The 16,722-nt window shown below is 68.3% G+C and carries 20 protein-coding genes; 10 read left to right on the plus strand and 10 right to left on the minus strand.

The window, feature by feature from the left end; genetic code table 11:
* Nucleotides 1–5 precede the first annotated feature (5 nt).
* The 3 genes from ABIE41_RS04845 to ABIE41_RS04855 all read left to right on the plus strand — a co-directional run bounded on the left by ABIE41_RS04845 (nucleotide 6) and on the right by ABIE41_RS04855 (nucleotide 1,839).
* Nucleotides 6–623 carry a septation protein A gene (locus ABIE41_RS04845; RefSeq protein WP_192643658.1) on the plus strand — a complete coding sequence of 206 codons (618 nt, stop codon included), beginning with the start codon at nucleotides 6–8 and terminating at the stop codon, nucleotides 621–623.
* A gap of 71 nt (nucleotides 624–694) precedes the next feature.
* Nucleotides 695–1,105, plus strand: a complete 411-nt coding sequence (locus ABIE41_RS04850) for an MbcA/ParS/Xre antitoxin family protein (RefSeq protein ID WP_192643659.1) — start codon at nucleotides 695–697, stop codon at nucleotides 1,103–1,105.
* Nucleotides 1,102–1,839 carry an RES family NAD+ phosphorylase gene (locus tag ABIE41_RS04855; RefSeq protein ID WP_192643660.1) on the plus strand — a complete coding sequence of 246 codons (738 nt, stop codon included), beginning with the start codon at nucleotides 1,102–1,104 and terminating at the stop codon, nucleotides 1,837–1,839. The genes ABIE41_RS04850 and ABIE41_RS04855 overlap by 4 nt, the downstream gene beginning before the upstream one ends.
* A gap of 16 nt (nucleotides 1,840–1,855) precedes the next feature.
* On the opposite strand, the gene ABIE41_RS04860 is transcribed toward ABIE41_RS04855, so the two are convergent.
* A complete protein-coding gene (locus ABIE41_RS04860) occupies nucleotides 1,856–2,641 on the minus strand; it encodes an SDR family NAD(P)-dependent oxidoreductase (protein WP_192643661.1) in 786 nt (261 codons plus the stop codon).
* A gap of 193 nt (nucleotides 2,642–2,834) precedes the next feature.
* On the opposite strand from ABIE41_RS04860, the gene ABIE41_RS04865 reads away from it, so the two are divergent.
* A complete protein-coding gene (locus ABIE41_RS04865) occupies nucleotides 2,835–3,209 on the plus strand; it encodes a YkvA family protein (protein ID WP_192643662.1) in 375 nt (124 codons plus the stop codon).
* 4 nt (nucleotides 3,210–3,213) lie between these two features.
* Here the strand turns inward: ABIE41_RS04865 and ABIE41_RS04870 are convergent, their stop codons facing one another.
* A complete protein-coding gene (locus tag ABIE41_RS04870; RefSeq protein WP_192643663.1) occupies nucleotides 3,214–4,188 on the minus strand; it encodes an NADPH:quinone oxidoreductase family protein in 975 nt (324 codons plus the stop codon).
* A gap of 205 nt (nucleotides 4,189–4,393) precedes the next feature.
* On the opposite strand from ABIE41_RS04870, the gene ABIE41_RS04875 reads away from it, so the two are divergent.
* From ABIE41_RS04875 to ABIE41_RS04885, 3 genes are all read left to right on the plus strand, one after another.
* Nucleotides 4,394–5,005 (plus strand): hypothetical protein, encoded by a 612-nt coding sequence (locus ABIE41_RS04875; RefSeq protein WP_192643664.1) that lies wholly within the window; start codon nucleotides 4,394–4,396, stop codon nucleotides 5,003–5,005.
* A gap of 85 nt (nucleotides 5,006–5,090) precedes the next feature.
* A complete protein-coding gene (rlmN, locus tag ABIE41_RS04880) occupies nucleotides 5,091–6,311 on the plus strand; it encodes a dual-specificity RNA methyltransferase RlmN (protein ID WP_192643665.1) in 1,221 nt (406 codons plus the stop codon).
* 4 nt (nucleotides 6,312–6,315) lie between these two features.
* Nucleotides 6,316–6,795: a hypothetical protein gene (locus tag ABIE41_RS04885; RefSeq protein ID WP_192643666.1), complete on the plus strand. Its 480-nt coding sequence runs from the start codon at nucleotides 6,316–6,318 to the stop codon at nucleotides 6,793–6,795.
* Nucleotides 6,796–7,084: 289 nt separating this feature from the next.
* On the opposite strand, the gene ggt is transcribed toward ABIE41_RS04885, so the two are convergent.
* The gene (gene ggt / locus ABIE41_RS04890; protein ID WP_192643667.1) at nucleotides 7,085–8,839 is read right to left on the minus strand and encodes a gamma-glutamyltransferase; all 1,755 of its coding nucleotides are present in this window, start codon (nucleotides 8,837–8,839) and stop codon (nucleotides 7,085–7,087) included.
* 146 nt (nucleotides 8,840–8,985) lie between these two features.
* Between ggt and ABIE41_RS04895 the strand changes: the two genes are divergently transcribed.
* The 3 genes from ABIE41_RS04895 to ABIE41_RS04905 all read left to right on the plus strand — a co-directional run bounded on the left by ABIE41_RS04895 (nucleotide 8,986) and on the right by ABIE41_RS04905 (nucleotide 11,097).
* Nucleotides 8,986–9,594, plus strand: a complete 609-nt coding sequence (locus tag ABIE41_RS04895) for a LemA family protein (RefSeq protein WP_192643668.1) — start codon at nucleotides 8,986–8,988, stop codon at nucleotides 9,592–9,594.
* A gap of 109 nt (nucleotides 9,595–9,703) precedes the next feature.
* On the plus strand, nucleotides 9,704–10,492 hold the full coding sequence (locus ABIE41_RS04900) for a TPM domain-containing protein (protein WP_354191781.1): 789 nt from the start codon (nucleotides 9,704–9,706) through the stop codon (nucleotides 10,490–10,492).
* Complete coding sequence (locus ABIE41_RS04905; RefSeq protein WP_192643670.1) at nucleotides 10,492–11,097, plus strand: TPM domain-containing protein; 606 nt, start codon at nucleotides 10,492–10,494, stop codon at nucleotides 11,095–11,097. Before ABIE41_RS04900 ends, ABIE41_RS04905 begins: the two co-directional genes overlap by 1 nt.
* A gap of 7 nt (nucleotides 11,098–11,104) precedes the next feature.
* Here the strand turns inward: ABIE41_RS04905 and ABIE41_RS04910 are convergent, their stop codons facing one another.
* From ABIE41_RS04910 to ABIE41_RS04940, 7 genes are all read right to left on the minus strand, one after another.
* Nucleotides 11,105–11,863, minus strand: a complete 759-nt coding sequence (locus tag ABIE41_RS04910) for a DUF1223 domain-containing protein (RefSeq protein ID WP_192643671.1) — start codon at nucleotides 11,861–11,863, stop codon at nucleotides 11,105–11,107.
* A gap of 67 nt (nucleotides 11,864–11,930) precedes the next feature.
* Nucleotides 11,931–12,899: a lipid A biosynthesis lauroyl acyltransferase gene (locus ABIE41_RS04915; protein WP_354191782.1), complete on the minus strand. Its 969-nt coding sequence runs from the start codon at nucleotides 12,897–12,899 to the stop codon at nucleotides 11,931–11,933.
* Nucleotides 12,900–13,039: 140 nt separating this feature from the next.
* Entirely contained in the window at nucleotides 13,040–14,062 is a 1,023-nt protein-coding gene (locus tag ABIE41_RS04920) for a zinc-binding dehydrogenase (RefSeq protein WP_192643672.1), read from the minus strand.
* 15 nt (nucleotides 14,063–14,077) lie between these two features.
* Nucleotides 14,078–14,362 (minus strand): type II toxin-antitoxin system RelE/ParE family toxin, encoded by a 285-nt coding sequence (locus tag ABIE41_RS04925; RefSeq protein WP_192643673.1) that lies wholly within the window; start codon nucleotides 14,360–14,362, stop codon nucleotides 14,078–14,080.
* The gene (locus ABIE41_RS04930; protein ID WP_192643674.1) at nucleotides 14,359–14,601 is read right to left on the minus strand and encodes a CopG family ribbon-helix-helix protein; all 243 of its coding nucleotides are present in this window, start codon (nucleotides 14,599–14,601) and stop codon (nucleotides 14,359–14,361) included. Before ABIE41_RS04930 ends, ABIE41_RS04925 begins: the two co-directional genes overlap by 4 nt.
* Nucleotides 14,602–14,661: 60 nt before the next feature.
* A complete protein-coding gene (locus ABIE41_RS04935) occupies nucleotides 14,662–15,408 on the minus strand; it encodes an SDR family oxidoreductase (RefSeq protein WP_192643675.1) in 747 nt (248 codons plus the stop codon).
* Nucleotides 15,405–16,718, minus strand: coding sequence for a beta-ketoacyl-ACP synthase (locus ABIE41_RS04940; protein ID WP_192643676.1), 1,314 nt, complete (start codon nucleotides 16,716–16,718; stop codon nucleotides 15,405–15,407). The genes ABIE41_RS04935 and ABIE41_RS04940 overlap by 4 nt, the downstream gene beginning before the upstream one ends.
* Nucleotides 16,719–16,722: the final 4 nt, after the last annotated feature.

Below are 16,722 nucleotides of genomic sequence, written 5' to 3' on the forward strand. Positions count from 1 at the left end.
ACAGCATGGCGCAGCCCCCCGAGGCGAAGGGCAGGCCGATCAACCCCCTGCTCAAGCTGGCGCTGGAATTCGGGCCGCTCGCGATCTTCTTCTTCGCCAATTCCTATGGCGACCGGCTGTTCGGCGTGGCCTCCGACCGCCGCATCTTCGTCGCGACCGGCATCTTCATCGTCGCCTCGCTGGTGGCACTGGCGGCGTCGCGCATCCTGATGGGCTATCTGCCGCGCATGGCGATGGTGAACGCGGTCGTGGTCACGGTCTTCGGCGGGCTGACCATTGCGCTCGACGATGCCTTCTTCATCAAGGTCAAGCCGACGATCGTGAACGCGCTGTTTGGCTGCGTGCTGCTGGGTGGGCTGTATTTCGGCCGTTCGCTGCTGGCGCTCGTGCTGGAATCGGTGATGCAGCTCGACGAGGAGGGCTGGCGCAAGCTGACGCTGCGCTGGGGCCTGTTCTTCTTCGTGCTGGCGGCACTGAACGAGATCGTCTGGCGCACGCAGACCCAAGATTTCTGGGTGGCCTTCAAGGTTTGGGGCGTGATGCCGCTGACCATGGCCTTTGCCCTGGCGCAGACACCGCTGATCCTGAAGCACGAGATCAAGCCGGCGAAGGCCAACGAATAACCGCTGCGGTGGGCAGCCTTGCCATATGGCGTCGACATCATCATCTTTAGCCAAATGGCGGAGGATGGCCGATGGCGCTGCTGGAGATCGACACCGCTACGCGGGGCTTCGTGCCCGAACCGATCAGCGATGACGAGGCGGCCGCGATGTTTCGGGCGGCGGTCAACCTGTTCCGGCACTGGCGGCTGACGGACGAGCAAGCCGCCACGCTGCTCGACATGCCGGCGCGGAGCTTCGGCCGCTGGAAGGCCGGGCAGATCGGCCGCATCTCGCGCGACGGCAAGGCCAGGCTCTCGAACCTGATGGGCATCCACAAGGCGCTGCGGATCATCTTCCGCGAGCCCCAGCGCGGCTATGACTGGATCCATGCTGCGAACGCGGTCTTCGCCGGGCGCTCGGCGCTGCAGGTGATGCTCGGTGGCGAGCTCACCGATCTGATGCGGGTGCGGCGCTATCTCGACGACGAGCGGGGCGGCTGGTGATCGACCCAGGCGGCCTGCCGGTCGCGGCGGTCCACTGGCGCGGTGCGGTGCGGATCATCCGCAGCCTCTTTCCGCCGATCGACCTGTTCGAGGACATCGCCGATCCGGCCGACTGGCCGCTGCTGCTCTCCGCCGAGCAGAAGACCAATCCGCGTCTGATGGAAACGATCGGCCAGCTCGACCTCGTGCCGCCCGAGCGGCGGGTGGCGGGGCCGGGCGCGACCTGGCTGATGGCGCCCTTCACCCATGTCAGCACGGATCGTCCGAGCCGCTTCTCGGCGGGTGCCTTCGGCGTGCTTTATGCCGGGGAGAGCTTCGAGACGGCGCTTTTCGAGACGGTGCATCACCATGCCCGCTTCATGGCGGCGACGCGCCAGCCGCCGGGCTGGACCTCGCAGTTTCGCGAAATCCGGCTCGATATCGCCGCGCAATTGCATGATCTGCGGGGGCCGCAATCGGAGCTCGAGGCGCTCCTGAAGCCGGATGACTATGTCGCCAGCCAAGCGCTGGGGGCGGCGCTGCGTGCGGCGGGCTCGGATGGCGTGGTGTACCCCAGCGTCCAGCATGCGGGCGGGCAATGTGTCGGGTTGTTCTATCCGGATCGCGCCTCGCAGCCGGTGCAGGGCCGCCATCTCGACTATCACTGGAACGGCGAGCGTGTGGACCTCTGCCGCGACCGCAGCGCCGGGACGGTCTACCGGATCGTCCCGGAGGACGGGGCGCGCGACTGCTAGCTTCCGGCCTCGACGTCTATTTCGGGGCCATGCGCAGCGCGCCATCGAGCCTGATCGCGCTGCCGTTGAGCATGTCGTTCTCGACGATGCTCTTCACCAGCGCGGCATATTCCGCCGGTTTGCCCAGCCGCGAGGGGTGCGGGACGGAGACGGCGAGCGAGGCGCGGGCCTCCTCGGGCAGGCCGTCGAACATCGGCGTCTCGAACAGGCCGGGCATGATCGTCATGACGCGGATGCCGGAGGCGGCGAGTTCCCGCGCGATCGGCAGGGTCATGCCGGCGACGCCGGCCTTCGAGGCGGCATAGGCGGCCTGGCCGATCTGGCCGTCCTCGGCCGCGATCGAGGCGGTGCAGATGAAGACGCCGCGCCCGCCATCGGAGGTGACAGGCTCGAGCGCGGCCAGCGCCGCGGCCGATTTGGCGATCAGCCGGAAAGTGCCGGTCAGGTTGATGGCCAGCGCCTTCTCGAACAGGGCCGTGTCATGGGCGACGAGTTCGCCGGTCTCGCGCTTCTTCGAGACGATGCGGCGGCCGGGCGCGATGCCGGCGCAGTTGACCAGGATGCGCGCCACGCCCTGGGCGGCGCGCGCCTTGGCCAGCGCTTCGTCGACCGAGGCCTCGCTGGTGACGTCGCAGGAGACGAAGAGGCCGCCGATCTCGGCCGCGACCTTTTCCCCCCGCTCGGCATTGAGATCGAACAGGGCGACTTGCGCACCCTGCGCGGCCAGCATGCGGGCCGTGGCCTCGCCGAGGCCGGAAGCCCCGCCGGTGACGATCGCGGCGACGGAGGAATCGATCTGCATGGCGTGTCCCGGGATCTGATGCGACGCTTCAGCGTTTAGTGGCGGTGGCCTTGTCCTCCAAGGCGGTTTCTTGCACCGCCCGCTGGGCAGACCTCTTGCAGCGGGTTTTGGCGGGGCCACATCTTTCGACAGGGCGTGGCCAGCCGCATGATGGCATGTCGATGTCCCGCAACGTGCCCTCAGGAGGGGCCAGATGAGCGACGGTTTCACCTCCCGCTTCAGCGAGGAGGAAATGGCAGCGATCCGGAAGAGCCTGCGCGATGAGGCGCGCTTCGGTGCGGATTTCTTCGCGCGGCTGAAGCGCGTCGCCAAGCGCATCCCCTTCGCGGAGGATCTTCTGGCGGCCTGGATCTGCGCGCGCGATCCGTCGACGCCGCGGCGCGTGCGCATGACGTTGCTGGCGGCGCTCGGCTATTTCGTGCTGCCGCTCGACGCGCTGCCCGACATCATGCCGCTGCTCGGCTTCACCGACGATGCGGCGGTGATCGCGGCGGCGTTGGCAGCGGTAGCGGGCTCGATCACGCCCGAGCATCGCGAGAAGGCGAAGCAGGCGATGGCGGAGCTGTGAGCGTTCACAGCATCAGCACGATCTTGCCCTGCGCCTTGCGGTCGCCGATCAGCGCATAGGCTTCCGTCCACCGTTCGAGCGGGATCTCGGCATGGACATGGGCGCGGATCCGACCCTCCGCGACCCAGCCCAGCAGCCGCTCCATATTGGCGCGCTGGGCGCCCGGCTCCCGCTTGACGAAATCGCCCCAGAAGACGCCGCGCAAATCGCAGCCCTTCAGCAGCAGCAGGTTGAGCGGGATCTTTGGAATGCCGCCGCCGGCGAAGCCGACGACGAGATAGCGCCCCTCCCAGCCCATCGAGCGCAGCGCCGGCTCGGCGAGATCGCCGCCGACCGTGTCGTAGAGCACGTCGACGCCGCGGCCCTCCGTGAGGCGGCGTAGCGCGGCGCGCAGATCCTCGCTGCCGTAGTCGATCCCCTCGGCGGCGCCGTGCCGGTGAGCCAGGGCGAGCTTGTCCTGTGAGGAGGCGCAGGCGATCACGCGGGCCCCGAGCAGAGCGCCGATCTCGACGGCGGCAAGCCCTGCCCCTCCGGCCGCGCCGAGCACCGCCAGGGTCTCGCCGGTCTTCACATCCGCGCGCTGGATCAACCCGTGCAGGGCCGTGCCATAGGTGACGAAGAGCCCTGCCGCCTGCGCGTCGGAGAGGCCGTCCGGAATCGGGATCGCGCTGCCGGCGGGGACGACGACGCGCTCGCGGGCCGCGCCATAGCCGAGCCAGGCGGCGACGCGCGCGCCGACGCGCCAGCCGGAGACACCCTCGCCCAGGGCCACGACCGTGCCGGCGCATTCCGCGCTCGGCGAAAACGGCAGCGCGGGCTTGGTCTGGTAGCGGTTCTCGATGATCAGCGTGTCGAAGAAGTTCAGCGCGGCCGCCTTGACCGCGATCGCGATCTCGCCGGGGCCCGGCTGCGGCTCCGGGATGTCGCGGATCACCAGCGTCTCGGCCGGGCCGTGGCTTTCGCAGAGCAGCGCCCTCATGGTCTTCCCCGTTTCCGGCGCTGAGCACGCCTCGCTTCGCTGTGCGACTGTGCCATGGCGGCGCCGCCTGCGAAACGTGGACGCAAACCGCGCCGTCATTCGCATTTTCGCCAGGATCGTGGCACTCTATCCGCCTGCCCCAGCCATCGCGCCCGTCAACGGGTGGTAAAGGCAGTGTTAAGATTTTTAATGATTGATGGCGGCCATGATCAGCTCGTTTTTCCGTCCCGGCGTTTCCGCCTCGCGCCGCGTCCCCCTTCTGCCGTCGCTGCTCGCGGGTTGCCTCGGCGCCGCGTTCCTCGCCTCGGCCGTCCAGGCCCAGCAGCAGCGCGGGCGCCCCGCGGCGCCAGCGGCTGCGCCCGCTGCGGCCGGCCAGGGCCAGGCGATGCTGCTCGAGACCGCCGGCAAATGGCAGGCCTTCTCCTCGCAGCAGGGCCGTTCCAAGGTCTGCTACGCCCTCTCGAAGGCGGAAAGCCGGCTGCCGGCGAATCTCAAGGATGTCGAGGGCCTGCTCTTCGTCGCGACACGGCCCGCCGAGGGTGTGCGCAACGAGATCAGCTTCGTTTTGAATTTCGATCTCAAGGAAGATGTCGAGCATCAGGCGATCATCGGCTCGGAACGCTTCGCGCTGGTCGCCAAGGGCCAGAACATGTGGCTGAAGAACCCGGCCGAAGAGCCGCGCATGCTCGATTCGCTGCGCAAGGGCGCCGGGCTCGAGATCAAGGGCACGTCGAAGCGCGGCAACCCGACGGCGGACAAATACTCGCTGTCGGGCATGAGCCAGGCGGTGAAGCGCGCCGAAGACGCCTGCAAATAGGCCGGCGATTTCTCTGGCGCGCGTTCTCGTGCTATGAGCCCGCCTTAATGCGGGCCGCGACCGTCCGCCCCGAGCCAGAGTTCCGATGACCGTGACCGTCCTTGAACCCGCCGCCCCGGCGGCCGAACCCGTTTTGCAGCGGCCCTCGCTGGTCGGGCGCACGCGCGCCGGGCTGGCCGAGGCGCTGGCCGAGATCGGGATCCCCGAGAAGGAACGGCGCATGCGCGTCGGCCAGCTCTGGAACTGGATCTATCATTACGGCGTGCGCGATTTCGCGGAGATGACCACGATCGGCAAGGGGCTTCGCGGGGCTCTCGCCGAGCGCTTCACGCTCGATCTGCCGGAGGTCACGGCCGAGCAGATCTCGACCGATGGCACCCGCAAATGGCTGATGCGGATGGCGCCGACCGGGCCGCGCGACCGCGGGGCCGAGATCGAATGCGTCTATATCCCCGAAGTCGACCGCGGCACGCTCTGCGTCTCCAGCCAGGTCGGCTGCACGCTGACCTGCACCTTCTGCCACACCGGCACGCAACGCCTGGTCCGCAACCTCACCACCGAGGAGATCGTGGCGCAGCTGATGGTGGCGCGCGACCGGCTCGGCGACTTCCCCAACCGCAGCGCGCCGGGCGGCGCCTTCGTGCCGAAGGATGGCGGGCGCTTCGTCTCCAACATTGTCTTCATGGGCATGGGCGAGCCGCTCTATAATTTCGACAGCGTGCGCGACGCGATCGACGTCATCTCCGACAATGAGGGGCTGTCCCTCGGGCGCCGCCGCATCACCGTGTCGACCTCGGGCGTCGTGCCGCAGATCGGCCCGCTGGGATCGGAGATGGGCACGATGCTGGCGATCTCCCTGCATGCCGTGCGCGACGATCTGCGCAACGAGCTCGTGCCGCTCAACAAGAAGTACCCGATCGCCGATCTGCTTGAGGCCTGCCGGACCTATCCGGGCGTGTCGAACGCGAAGCGCATTACCTTCGAATACGTGATGCTCAAGGGCGTCAACGATTCGGACGCCGAGGCTCGCGATCTGGTGCGGCTGCTGAAGGGCATCCCTGCCAAGATCAACCTGATTCCGTTCAATCCCTGGCCCGGCACCAAATACGAGTGCTCGGACTGGGACCGGATCGAGCGTTTCTCCGAGATCGTCTTCCGCGCCGGCTATGCCTCGCCGGTGCGCACGCCGCGCGGCCGCGACATCCTCGCCGCCTGCGGCCAGCTCAAGAGCGAGACCGAGAAGCTCTCTGCCCGGGCCCGGCTGATGCTGGACCAGGAGGATGCGGCCGCGGCGACCGCTGGCTGATCCGATGCTGCGCTGGCTCCTGCTGATTCCGTTCGCGCTGGTGATGGCGATGGCTGCCGGCCTCGTCGCGATGATGGTCGCCAGCGTCGTCTCTCCGGGTATCGCGCTCCTGATCGGCGGCGGCTTCGAGCGGCTGCTCGATGCGCTGTTCGGGCTGGCGGACATGGGCATCGACCCCGCCCCGACCGCGCAGGCCGCCTTGGTGCTGCTCGGGCGGCTGGGTTTTGCGATCATCGTCGCGCCTGTGGTTCTGGTCGCCGTCGCCTGCGAGCTGTTTTCCCTGCGCAGCGGCCTGATCCAGAGCGGGCTGACCGGCCTCCTCGCGGCGCTTTTGCCGCTGGGGATGCTGGGTTTGGCGCGGACGCCCACGGGTGCCGAGGTCCAGGTGCTCGGCGCGCTTGTGCTGGTCGGCGCCGCGACGGGGTTCGTCTACTGGCTGATCGCGGGGCGCAGTGCGGGTGGCGAGCGGCGCGAACAAGCCTAGTGCTTGCCCGGTCTGACTTGGTCAGCCCAAGTATGACGCGGCGCTACTGCTCGCTAACATGCTGATTTCTATCAAGATTTGATGGTCTGCCCATGAATTTGCATTGCATCGTTCGTGGCGACGCGAGGTTCCTCGCTAGAGCATGCTGATTTCACTCGGAAGCGGACCGTCATTCCGGACAAGCGGCGCAGCCGCGCCGATCCGGAATCCATCATAAAGCTGCGGAGCCCTCCGATGGATCCCGGGGCAAGCCCGGGATGACGGCGGTGGTTCCGAAACTCAGCCCTCGTTAATCCCCGATCGCCACGCCTTCCCGGCGTCCATCCGCCCCGCCGACAAAGCCCTCCGGCGTCTTGACGATGGCCTGGATGCCGGAGGTCATCTCGACCAGGCGGATTTCATGGCCCTTCGCCTCGAGCGCCGCCTTCCAACCCTCGGCTTCGGTGCCCTTCTCCAGCTCGGTCGGGCCGTTGCGGCTGCCGAAATTGCCAAGATCGACGGCGGCCTGCGGGTCCATCTTCCAGTCAAGCAATGCGACCAGCGTCCTGGCGACATAGCCGATGATCTGGCTGCCGCCGGGCGAACCGACCACGGCGTAGAGTCGGCCGAAGGCATCGAAGACCAGCGTTGGCGCCATCGAGGAGCGCGGGCGCTTGCCCGGCTCGACGCGGTTGGCGACCGGCTTGCCGTCTTCCTCCGGCATGAACGAGAAATCCGTCAGTTCGTTGTTGAGCAGGAAGCCGCCGGCCGTCATCAGCCGCGCGCCGAAGCCGTCCTCGATCGTCGTGGTCATCGAGACGGCGTTGCCCTGTCCATCGACGACCGAGATGTGGCTGGTGCCGTTCTCGATGCCCTCAGAGGGGGCCAGAAGCTGCACCCGCTTGTTGGGCGGCTTGCCGGCCTTGGCGCGGCCCATCGAGCGCTCGGGACTTATCAGGCCGGCACGGGAGCGGATGTAGTCGCGGTCGATCAGCCCGGGCAGCGGAATGCCGACGAAGGCGGGATCGGCGAGATAGAGGTTGCGATCGGCGAAGGCGAGGCGCCCGGCTTCCGAAAACCAGTGCGCGGCATCCGCGCCGGCTTGCATGCGAGCGAGATCGCGGGTTTCGAGGATGCCGAGCATCTGCTGCACGGCCACGGCTCCCGAGCTCGGCGGGCCCATGCCGCAGAGGCGCCAGACCCGGTAGGCGCCGCAGACGGGCTCGCGCTCCTCGACGCGGTAGGCTGCGAGATCGGCGGCCGTCATGTCGCCGGGATTGGTCGCGTGGCCGGTCACGGTCGCGACGATGTCGCGCGCGATCTCGCCCTCGTAGAAGGCGCCCGCGCCGCGTTCGGCCAGCGCACGCAGGGTCGCGGCGAAGGCGGGGTTGCGAAGGATCGTGCCGACCGCCTTCGCCTGGCCGTCGGCCTCGTAGAAATAGGCGGCGGCGCGGGCGTCCTTCGCCAGGTTCTTTTCGCCGGACAGAAGCCCGTTCAGGCGCGGCGAGATCGCAAAGCCGTCGTCCGCCAGCTTGATCGCCGGGGCGAGCACCTGTGCCCAGGGCAGTTTCCCCCAGCGGCGATGCGCCTCCTCGAGCAGCTTCGGCGTGCCGGGAACCCCGACGGAACGCCCGCCGACGACCGCGTCGACGAAATGCATCGGCTTGCCGTCTTTCCCGATGAAGCGGTCGGGCTTCGCCGCGGCGGGCGCCGTCTCGCGACCGTCGAGCGTGATCACCCGCCGGGCGGTTTCGTCCCAGTGGACGAGGAAGGCGCCACCGCCGAGGCCGGAACTCTGCGGCTCGACCAGGTTCAGCACCAGCTGCACGGCAATGGCGGCATCGACCGCGCTGCCGCCGGCGCGCAGAATGTCGCGCCCCGCGGCGGCGGCCAGCGGATTGGCGGCGGCCACCATGAAGCGCTGGGCGGTGGCGGTGGCCTTCGCGATCCTGCCCGTCGCAGCCTCGGGCGCCGGCGCGAGCGTCTGGGCCGCGGCCGGCGCAGCCATCAGCATAAGCAGCGCGCAGGCCCGGATGGCAGGGCGGTGGCCGGGAAACAGGGGCATGGGGCGATTATCCGCTGGCGGGTCCGGACGCCAGCCTAACGCAAGCGGGCGAACGCGCCATCTCCTCGCGCCGCTTGGAGCCATCCCCTGCCACGGCTAAGGTCGGCGCACATCTTCGTTTCCTGATTGTGCCAAGGGGGCCCGGCATGTCGCTTTCGTCCGTCTCATCTGTCCGCCGGCCCTTCGCCTTCGCTGCCATGGCCCTGCTCGGGCTGGTCCTGGCAGGCTGCGGCGTCAACAACGTGCCGACACTGGAGGAAAAGGCCAAGGCGAGCTGGAGCGAGGTGCAGAACCAGTACCAGCGTCGCGCGGACCTGATTCCCAACCTCGTCGAGACCGTGAAGGGCTTTGCCGCGCAGGAGCGCGAGGTGCTGACGGCGGTGGTCGAGGCGCGCGCCAAGGCGAGCCAGGTCAAGGTCGATGCCTCGACGATCACCGATCCCGCCAAGTTCAAGGAATTCCAGGATGCGCAGAACCAGCTCAGCGGGGCGCTGGGGCGGCTGCTAGTTACGGTCGAGCGCTATCCGGAGCTGAAGTCGAACCAGAACTTCCTGGCGCTCCAGTCCCAGCTCGAAGGCACCGAGAACCGGGTCACGGTGGCGCGGCGCGACTACATCCAGGCGGTCCAGGCCTTCAACACCGAGATTCGCACCTTTCCGGGCGTGATCTGGGCGCGGCTGTTCTGGGGCGCCAAGGCGATGGAGACCTTTGCAGCGACGGCGGGAGCGGAGCGGCCGCCGGCTGTGAAGTTCTGAGGGCGTTCGACGGGTCGAGGCCATGCTGCTGACCCAGCCGTCATGCTCGGGCTCGACCCGAGCATCTCCAGGGAGAGATTCTCGGGTCTTCGCTTCGCTGCGCCCGAGAATGACGGCTGTGTGCCTCGCTCTGCTGATGGCCGTGTTCGGTTCGCTCGCGCTGGCGGCCGAGCCCTCCTACCCCACGCTCTCGGGCCGCATCGTCGATGGCGCCAATCTCATCGCGCCCGACGCGCGCCAGCGCATCGAAGCCAAGCTCAAGGCGCATGAGGACAAGACCTCGGACCAGCTCGTCGTCGCGACCGTGCCGTCGCTGCAGGACGTGACGATCGAAGATTTCGCCAACGGGCTGTTCCGGTTCTGGAAGCTGGGCCAGGCCAAGACCAATAATGGCGTCCTGCTGCTGGTGGCGCCCAAGGAGCGCAAGGTCCGCATCGAGGTCGGCTACGGGCTGGAGGGGGCGCTGACCGACGCGCTTTCCAAGGTCATCATCACCACGGCAGTGGCGCCGAAGTTCAAGACGGGCGACTTCGCCGGCGGAATCGAGGCGGGCGTCGATGCGATCCTGACCATTCTGGCTGGCGATGCCGAGGAATGGCAGCGTCGGGCGAGCGTGCGCAGCGACGAGACGTCGGCGGTCGACGTCATCGCGATCGTCTTCGTGATGCTGCTGCTTTTCATCCTGGTCGCCGCCTTCCTGAGGGAGGCGGGCGGCAAGAGCGGGGCAAGGCGTCACCGGATGCGCGACGGCCGCTGGGTGACGCTGCCGCCGAGTTCGAGCGGGAGCGGCGGGTCGGGCTGGGGTGGCGGCGGCTGGAGCTCTGGGTCTGGCTCCGGCGGCGGCTTTTCAGGCGGTGGCGGATCGTCGGGCGGCGGCGGGGCCTCGGGAGACTGGTGATGAACGAACAGGACCGGCAGACGATCGCGGAGGCCGTACGGCAGGCCGAGAGCGAGACGTCGGGCGAGATCGTGGTGATGATCGACCGCGCCGCGGCGAGCTACCGCACCGTGCCGGTGGTGCTGGCGCTCACCCTGTCGCTGTTCGTGCCCTGGCCGCTCCTGGCCCTGACCGCGACGAGCGCCCCGCGCATCTTCCTGATCCAGCTCATCTGCGCGGTTCTGCTGCTCGCGACGCTGCTCTGGTATGGGCGCGGCGGGCGCTTCGTGCCCGGTTTCGTCAAGCGGCGGCGGGCCCATGATGTGGCGCTGCGGGAATTCGCGGCACGCGGCCTGAGTCATACGCGCCAGCGCAGCGGCGTTCTGCTCTATGTGGCGATCCAGGAGCGCTATGCCGAGATCATCGCCGATACGGGCATCGACGGCCGGGTCGATCAGGCGGTGTGGGACGGCATCGTCGAGGCGGTCGTAGCCGCGGGCCGCGAAGACCGGCTGCGCGAGGGGATCGTCACCGCGGTGCGCGCGATCGGAGCGGTGTTGGCGAACCACGCTCCGCGCTCGCCCGACGACGTCGACGAGTTGCCAAACAATGTCGTGATCCTGTGAGTGCCGCTCAGCGCGGGCTGCGCGCCGCTGCGAGCACCGCGGACGGCATGACGCCGGATTTGCCCTGCCTCTCGGCCTGGACCAGCACGACGTAGCTGTCGACCTCGGGACCCTGGGTGACGGCGATGGGCGCCGTCAGCGTCGCCTGCCGGCCATCCCAGTCGCCGATGCGCGTCATGCCGCGCACGACATTGGCATAGGCCACGGTCTTGCCCTGGTTTTCGCCGCGGGCGATCGGCACCGTGACCATCTTCGTCGTGGTCGCGATCCAGACGCCGGCCGTCCGCTCCTGCGCATCGCCGATGGGCGCGAGGGTCACCACAAGCTGCCCGTTGTCTTCCTTGACGCCGAGCTTGGCGACGAAGCTGCCACCGGGGGGCTGTTTCGAGGCGCGCTCGATCTCGCCGCGGTCCGACCCCACCACATGCGCGGCGCCGTTGATCACGGCCTGGGGGGTATAGACCTGCCCGTCCCCGCGGGCCTTGGCGTAGTATTTCTGGCGCTTGGCGAAGCTGTCCTTGCCGAGCGTATCCTTCCAGCCGAGATAGTCCCAGTAGGTCACCGGCAGGGTCAGGGTGATGATGTCCGGCTGCTTCGCCAGATCGACGAAGAGGGCATCCGCCGGCGGGCAGGATGAGCAGCCCTGGCTGGTGAAGAGTTCGACCACGGCCCGGGGCTGGAGGTCCGGCGCCTGAGCGCGCGCGGCAGCGGCGCCCAGCAGGAGCAGGGCGGCGACGGCGGGCAGGAGGGGCGCTGAACGTTTCATGGCTTGAACTCGGCGAGACCTTACATCTCAGGCGTTACCAAAGCGCCCCATTCGTCTCACTTCAAAATCACGTTGCCTTGAAAGCCGGCATGGGCGCAACGCCCATCGCCGTCTCGGCGGCGGCGGCCGGGATCATGTTGGGCCGCCAGCGGCGATGCATCCAGAGCCACTGCTCGGGATGGTCGCGGACCCAACCCTCGACCACGGCCGTCATCATCGCCATCGCGCCCTGCACGTCGATCTCGCCCTGTGCATCGCGGGGCAGGTCGAGCGGGGGCGTGAGCTGCAGTTTGAAGCGCTGGTTCGGCAGGCGGATGACGCGCACGCCATGCACCGGGCATTCGAAGCGGCGGGCGAACTTGCCGAGGATCGGGTTGGTCAGGGCCGGGCGACCCATGAAGGGCACCACGACGCCCCGGGTGAAATGCTGGTCGATCAGCATGCCCAGATGGCCGTCGCGCTCCAGCACGCCCTGCATCGCGAAGGCGGCGCCCTGTTTGGCGGCGGCAAGCCCACCCATGGCACCCGAGCGGATCTCGTGGACGACCGCCGCGATGGCCGGGTCGTTCGGCGCCCGGAAGACGGCGGTGGTGTCGAGGTCATAGGCCTGGGCACAGATCGCCGGCAATTCCCAATTGGCGAGATGGGCGGAGAAGATCAGCCCGGGCTTCGCATCGTCCTTGAGCGCGATGAAATGCTCGATGCCCTCGACCTCGACGCGTGAGGGCGCGTCGGGGTTGAGGTAGTCGTAGTCGAACAGCGTAGCGAGATGGGCGTATTCGGCGGCAGTGCGGCCGAGATTCTCCCAGGCACCGCGGGCGATGCGGCGCACCTCGGCCTCGTCCATGCCGGGAAAGGCCGCCCGGATATTGGCCAGGGCGACGCGGTTGACCGGGATCAGCGGGCTCGCCGACCGCAGCAGCCAGCCGCCGAGGTCGCTCGACCGCTCGGGGCCGAGCAGGCGCAGGAAGCCGAACAGGGCCCGGATCAGGCCGATCATCACCGCCGCGCCGGCGCGTGCGGCGATTGCTTTCAAGCGTCTCAAGATCGGCCCGGTCCCCTCGCGCCCCTGTGGCCGCTGCGGCCGGGCTGATGCCGCGACTTGCGGCAGGACGGCGGTTTCGTCAAGTTTTCAGCCGCTGCGACCCTTTTGTGGCCTCGCGTTTCGCTGCGCGCCTAGAACGTCACGACGACCTTGCCGAAGACCTGCCGGCCCTCGAGACGCGCCAGCCCCTTCTCGAAATCCTCCAGCGGGAAGACCGAGTCGATCACAGGCTTCATGCCGGCCGCCATCTTGTCGAGCGACTGGCGGATGTTCTCGATGCGGCAGCCGAAGGAGCCGGTGATGCGATACTGCTGCTGGAAAAGCTGCATCAGGTTGATCGTGGCCGATGCGCCCGAGGTCGCGCCGCAGGTGACGAGGCGGCCGCCACGCTTCAGGCAGAGCAGCGAGCCGTTCCAGGTGTCGGCACCGACATGCTCGAAGACGACGTCGACGCCCTTGCGCTTGGTGAGCTGGCGAACCTCGCCTTCAAAGCGCTCGGTCTTGTAGTTGACGACGTAATCGGCGCCGAGCTCCTTGGCCTTGCGGCCCTTCTCGTCGTCGCCAACGGTGGTGTAGACCGTGCAGCCGATCGCCTTGGCCATCAGGATCGCGGCCGTGCCGATGCCGGAGCCGCCGGCATGCACCAGGACCGATTCACCGGGCTCGAGCTTGGCATTGTCGAACAGCATGTGCTGGACCGTGCCGAAGCCGATCGGCGCGCAGGCGGCGTCCTCGAAGGAGACGCCGGCCGGGGCCTTGACGACGAGTCTTGCCGCCTTGTTCAGGAATTCGCGGGCGAAGCCATCGATATGGAAGCCCATGATGCCGGCGACGTTCTCGCAGAGATTGTCACGGCCTTCGCGGCAGGCTTTGCAGTGGCCGCAGGTCTCGGCGCCATAGGCGGTAACGGTGTCGCCGACCGCGAGCCCGGTGACGCCCTCGCCGACGCAGACGATCTCGCCCGAGGCCTCGACGCCGGCGGCTTGGGGCATCTTGCGCTTGGCGAAGGCCATGCCGCGGAAGCCCCAGACGTCGAGATAGTTCAGCGCGACGGCACGGATGCGGATCTGGACCTCGCCGGCGGCGGGAGGCGGCGGCGGTTCGATCTCCTCGAGACGGAGGTCGCGGTCGCCGTGGAGCTGGAGGGAACGCATGATGAGGTCAATCTTTCAGAGATGGTCGGGCCAGGCTCGCGAGATGTGGAACACGGCCAGGATTTCGATGCGACCGTCGCGGACGCGATAGGGAAGAATATAAGGCAGGCCCGACAGCACGAGTTCGCGTGTCCCGTCCATTCGCCCCGGACGCCCGATCTCCGGATGCTCGGCCAAGACCGCGGCCCGGGCTTCCATCGCGGCGACCATGGCGGATGCTGCGGCGGGACTGTCGCGAGCGACGAACGCGAAAGCCTGGTCGATTTCACGTAAGGCGCGGCGGGTCCAGACGATCTTCACGCCGGCTGAGCCCGGTATTTCGCAAAGACGGCCTCCACCTCTTCGTCACTGGCAAACTCGCCGCGGTCGGCCTCGGCGATGCCGTCCTTGATCCTGGCGATCTGCCAGGCGTTGAGTTCGAGATAATCCTCGATCGCTTTGGCGGCGAGCCAACTGCGCGAGCGGTCAGTCTCGGCGGCAAGCGCGTCGAGCTTCGCCAGCATCTGGTCATCGAGGCGAATCGTGAAAGCAGCCGTCATGGCGGTTCACTCCGGTTCGGACCGAACCAAAATAGGTCGCGTCTCGTGAAATGTCGATTCTCAGCGATGGACGCCGAGCTGCGCTGTCACGCCGCCGTCGATCGGAATGACCGTGCCGGTGATGTAGGCGGCCGGCTCGCTCATCAGGAAGGCGGCGAGGCCGCCGACCTCGGCGGGCCTGGCGAAGCGCCCGGCCGGGATCTGTGCCTGCATCTTGTCGCGATAGGCGGCGTAAGGCGCCATCATATCGGTGTCGACGAAGCCCGGTGCGATGACATTGACGGTGACGCCGCGCTTGCCGGTCTCGACCGCGAGCGTCTTCGCATAGGAGATCAGCGCGCCCTTGGAGGCAGCATAAGCCGCGTTGCCCGGGTTGCCGCGCAGCGCCGCGACCGAGCCGATGGCGACGATGCGCCCCGCGCGGGCACGGATCATGGACCGCATCAGGCTCTTGGCGAGGCGGGTGAAGGCCCAGAAATTGACCTGCATGGCCGCTTCCGCCTTGTCCTGCGCCATCATCGCGGCGAGCGAATCATAGGGCTGGCCGGCATTGTGGACGAGGCCGAAATAGCTCTCGCCCTCGCGCTCCTCGCAGAAGGCGTCGAGCGCCGCCTTGTCGGAGAGGTCGAGCGGCAGGGCCTGGATGGCGCGTCCGGGATGCGCTGCGGCGATCTCGGCGGCGAGCGCCAGGGCCTGCTCGCCCGACGAGCGATAGGTGAAGTCGACATCGTGGCCGGCTGCGGCCAGCGCCCGGACGATGGCCGCGCCGACGCCCTTGGCGCCGCCGGTGACGAGAACCTTTGTCATGAGCGGGCAGGCTCCGCGGTCAGGACGAGGCTGGTGTTCTGCCCGCCGAAGCCGAAGGAGTTTGACAGCACCGTCCGCACGCGGGCGTCGCGGGCGATATTCGGCACCACATCGAGCGCGATCGCCGGATCGGGCGTGGTGTAATTGATCGTCGGCGGGATGCGCCCCTTCGCGATCGTCAGGAAGGAGATCACCGCCTCGACTGCGCCGGCCGCCGTCAGCGTGTGGCCGATCATCGACTTGTTGGAGGACATCGGCAGGCGTGCCATGCGCTCGCCGAAGACGGCGGCGCAGCTCATCGCCTCCATCTTGTCGTTCTCCGGCGTCGAGGTGCCGTGCGCGTTGATGTAGTCGACGTCGTCGGGGTTCAGGCCCGCATCGGCCAGCGCATCCTGCATGGCAAGGATGGCGGGCTTGCCGTCCGGGCTGGAGCGGGTGCGGTGGAAACCGTCGCCGCGCTCGCCGCAACCGGCGACGATGCCGAGGATGGTCGCCCCGCGCGCCAGGGCGTGATCATAATCCTCGAGCACCAGCGCGCCCGCGCCCTCGCCCATGACGAAGCCGTCGCGGTTCTTGGAGAAGGGCTTGGCGGCGGCCTCGGGCGGGTCGTTCTGGGTCGAGAGAGCCGAGAGGAGCGAGAAGCGGATCAGGGCCTCGGCATGGATCGAGCCGTCGGTGCCGATGCAGAGTGCGGCCTGCGTTTCGCCGCGGCGGATGGCCTCGACACCCATCTGGATCGCGGTGGCGCCCGAGGAGCAGGCGGTCGAGAGCGAGATCGGCGAGCCTTTTGTCCCGAAAGCATCGGCGACATGGTCGGCGACGGTGCCGAACAGGAACATCTCGTGCATCGCCTTGAAGCGCAGCGAGGCGGCGGCGCTGAGCAGGCCGCGATAGTCGACGTCGCCCTCGAAGGTCGCGGCGAGCTCCTGCTTCTGCGGCCACTCCATCTCGACGGGGGGCACCGCCATGAAGAGCTCACCCGGGAAGTCGCCCGGCCGGCCGATGCCGCTCTGGCCGACAGCCTCCTCGGCCGCCAGCATGGCGAGCTTTTCGGAGAGCTGCGGAGCGGAGAAGGGGCCGTCGAAGAGGAAATCGACCGTTCCGCCGATGGTGGTGCGCAGCCCCTGCGTTGGGAATCGCTCGATGGCGTGGATGCCCGAGCGGCCGGCGGTGAGCGCGTCCCAGTTCGCGTCCTTGCCCTGGCCGAGCGATGTGACGATGCCGAGGCCGGTGACGGCGACGACGGGCCGGCCCTTGGAATCGCGGTGACCGGTGGACGCGTTCGTGGCGGAGGGGGACTTGGTGCTCATCGGA

It is taken from the genome of Bosea sp. OAE506, assembly GCF_040546595.1.
GTDB lineage: Bacteria > Pseudomonadota > Alphaproteobacteria > Rhizobiales > Beijerinckiaceae > Allobosea.

Coding starts and splice junctions, on each gene's coding strand:
- ABIE41_RS04845 (WP_192643658.1), top strand. CDS start 6: ATGGCGCAGCCCCCCGAGGCGAAGGGCAGGCCGATCAACCCCCTGCTC.
- ABIE41_RS04850 (WP_192643659.1), top strand. CDS start 695: ATGGCGCTGCTGGAGATCGACACCGCTACGCGGGGCTTCGTGCCCGAA.
- ABIE41_RS04860 (WP_192643661.1), bottom strand. CDS start 2,641: ATGCAGATCGATTCCTCCGTCGCCGCGATCGTCACCGGCGGGGCTTCC.
- ABIE41_RS04865 (WP_192643662.1), top strand. CDS start 2,835: ATGAGCGACGGTTTCACCTCCCGCTTCAGCGAGGAGGAAATGGCAGCG.
- ABIE41_RS04870 (WP_192643663.1), bottom strand. CDS start 4,188: ATGAGGGCGCTGCTCTGCGAAAGCCACGGCCCGGCCGAGACGCTGGTG.
- ABIE41_RS04875 (WP_192643664.1), top strand. CDS start 4,394: ATGATCAGCTCGTTTTTCCGTCCCGGCGTTTCCGCCTCGCGCCGCGTC.
- rlmN (WP_192643665.1), top strand. CDS start 5,091: ATGACCGTGACCGTCCTTGAACCCGCCGCCCCGGCGGCCGAACCCGTT.
- ABIE41_RS04885 (WP_192643666.1), top strand. CDS start 6,316: ATGCTGCGCTGGCTCCTGCTGATTCCGTTCGCGCTGGTGATGGCGATG.
- ggt (WP_192643667.1), bottom strand. CDS start 8,839: ATGCCCCTGTTTCCCGGCCACCGCCCTGCCATCCGGGCCTGCGCGCTG.
- ABIE41_RS04895 (WP_192643668.1), top strand. CDS start 8,986: ATGTCGCTTTCGTCCGTCTCATCTGTCCGCCGGCCCTTCGCCTTCGCT.
- ABIE41_RS04900 (WP_354191781.1), top strand. CDS start 9,704: ATGACGGCTGTGTGCCTCGCTCTGCTGATGGCCGTGTTCGGTTCGCTC.
- ABIE41_RS04905 (WP_192643670.1), top strand. CDS start 10,492: ATGAACGAACAGGACCGGCAGACGATCGCGGAGGCCGTACGGCAGGCC.
- ABIE41_RS04910 (WP_192643671.1), bottom strand. CDS start 11,863: ATGAAACGTTCAGCGCCCCTCCTGCCCGCCGTCGCCGCCCTGCTCCTG.
- ABIE41_RS04920 (WP_192643672.1), bottom strand. CDS start 14,062: ATGCGTTCCCTCCAGCTCCACGGCGACCGCGACCTCCGTCTCGAGGAG.
- ABIE41_RS04930 (WP_192643674.1), bottom strand. CDS start 14,601: ATGACGGCTGCTTTCACGATTCGCCTCGATGACCAGATGCTGGCGAAG.
- ABIE41_RS04935 (WP_192643675.1), bottom strand. CDS start 15,408: ATGACAAAGGTTCTCGTCACCGGCGGCGCCAAGGGCGTCGGCGCGGCC.
- ABIE41_RS04940 (WP_192643676.1), bottom strand. CDS start 16,718: ATGAGCACCAAGTCCCCCTCCGCCACGAACGCGTCCACCGGTCACCGC.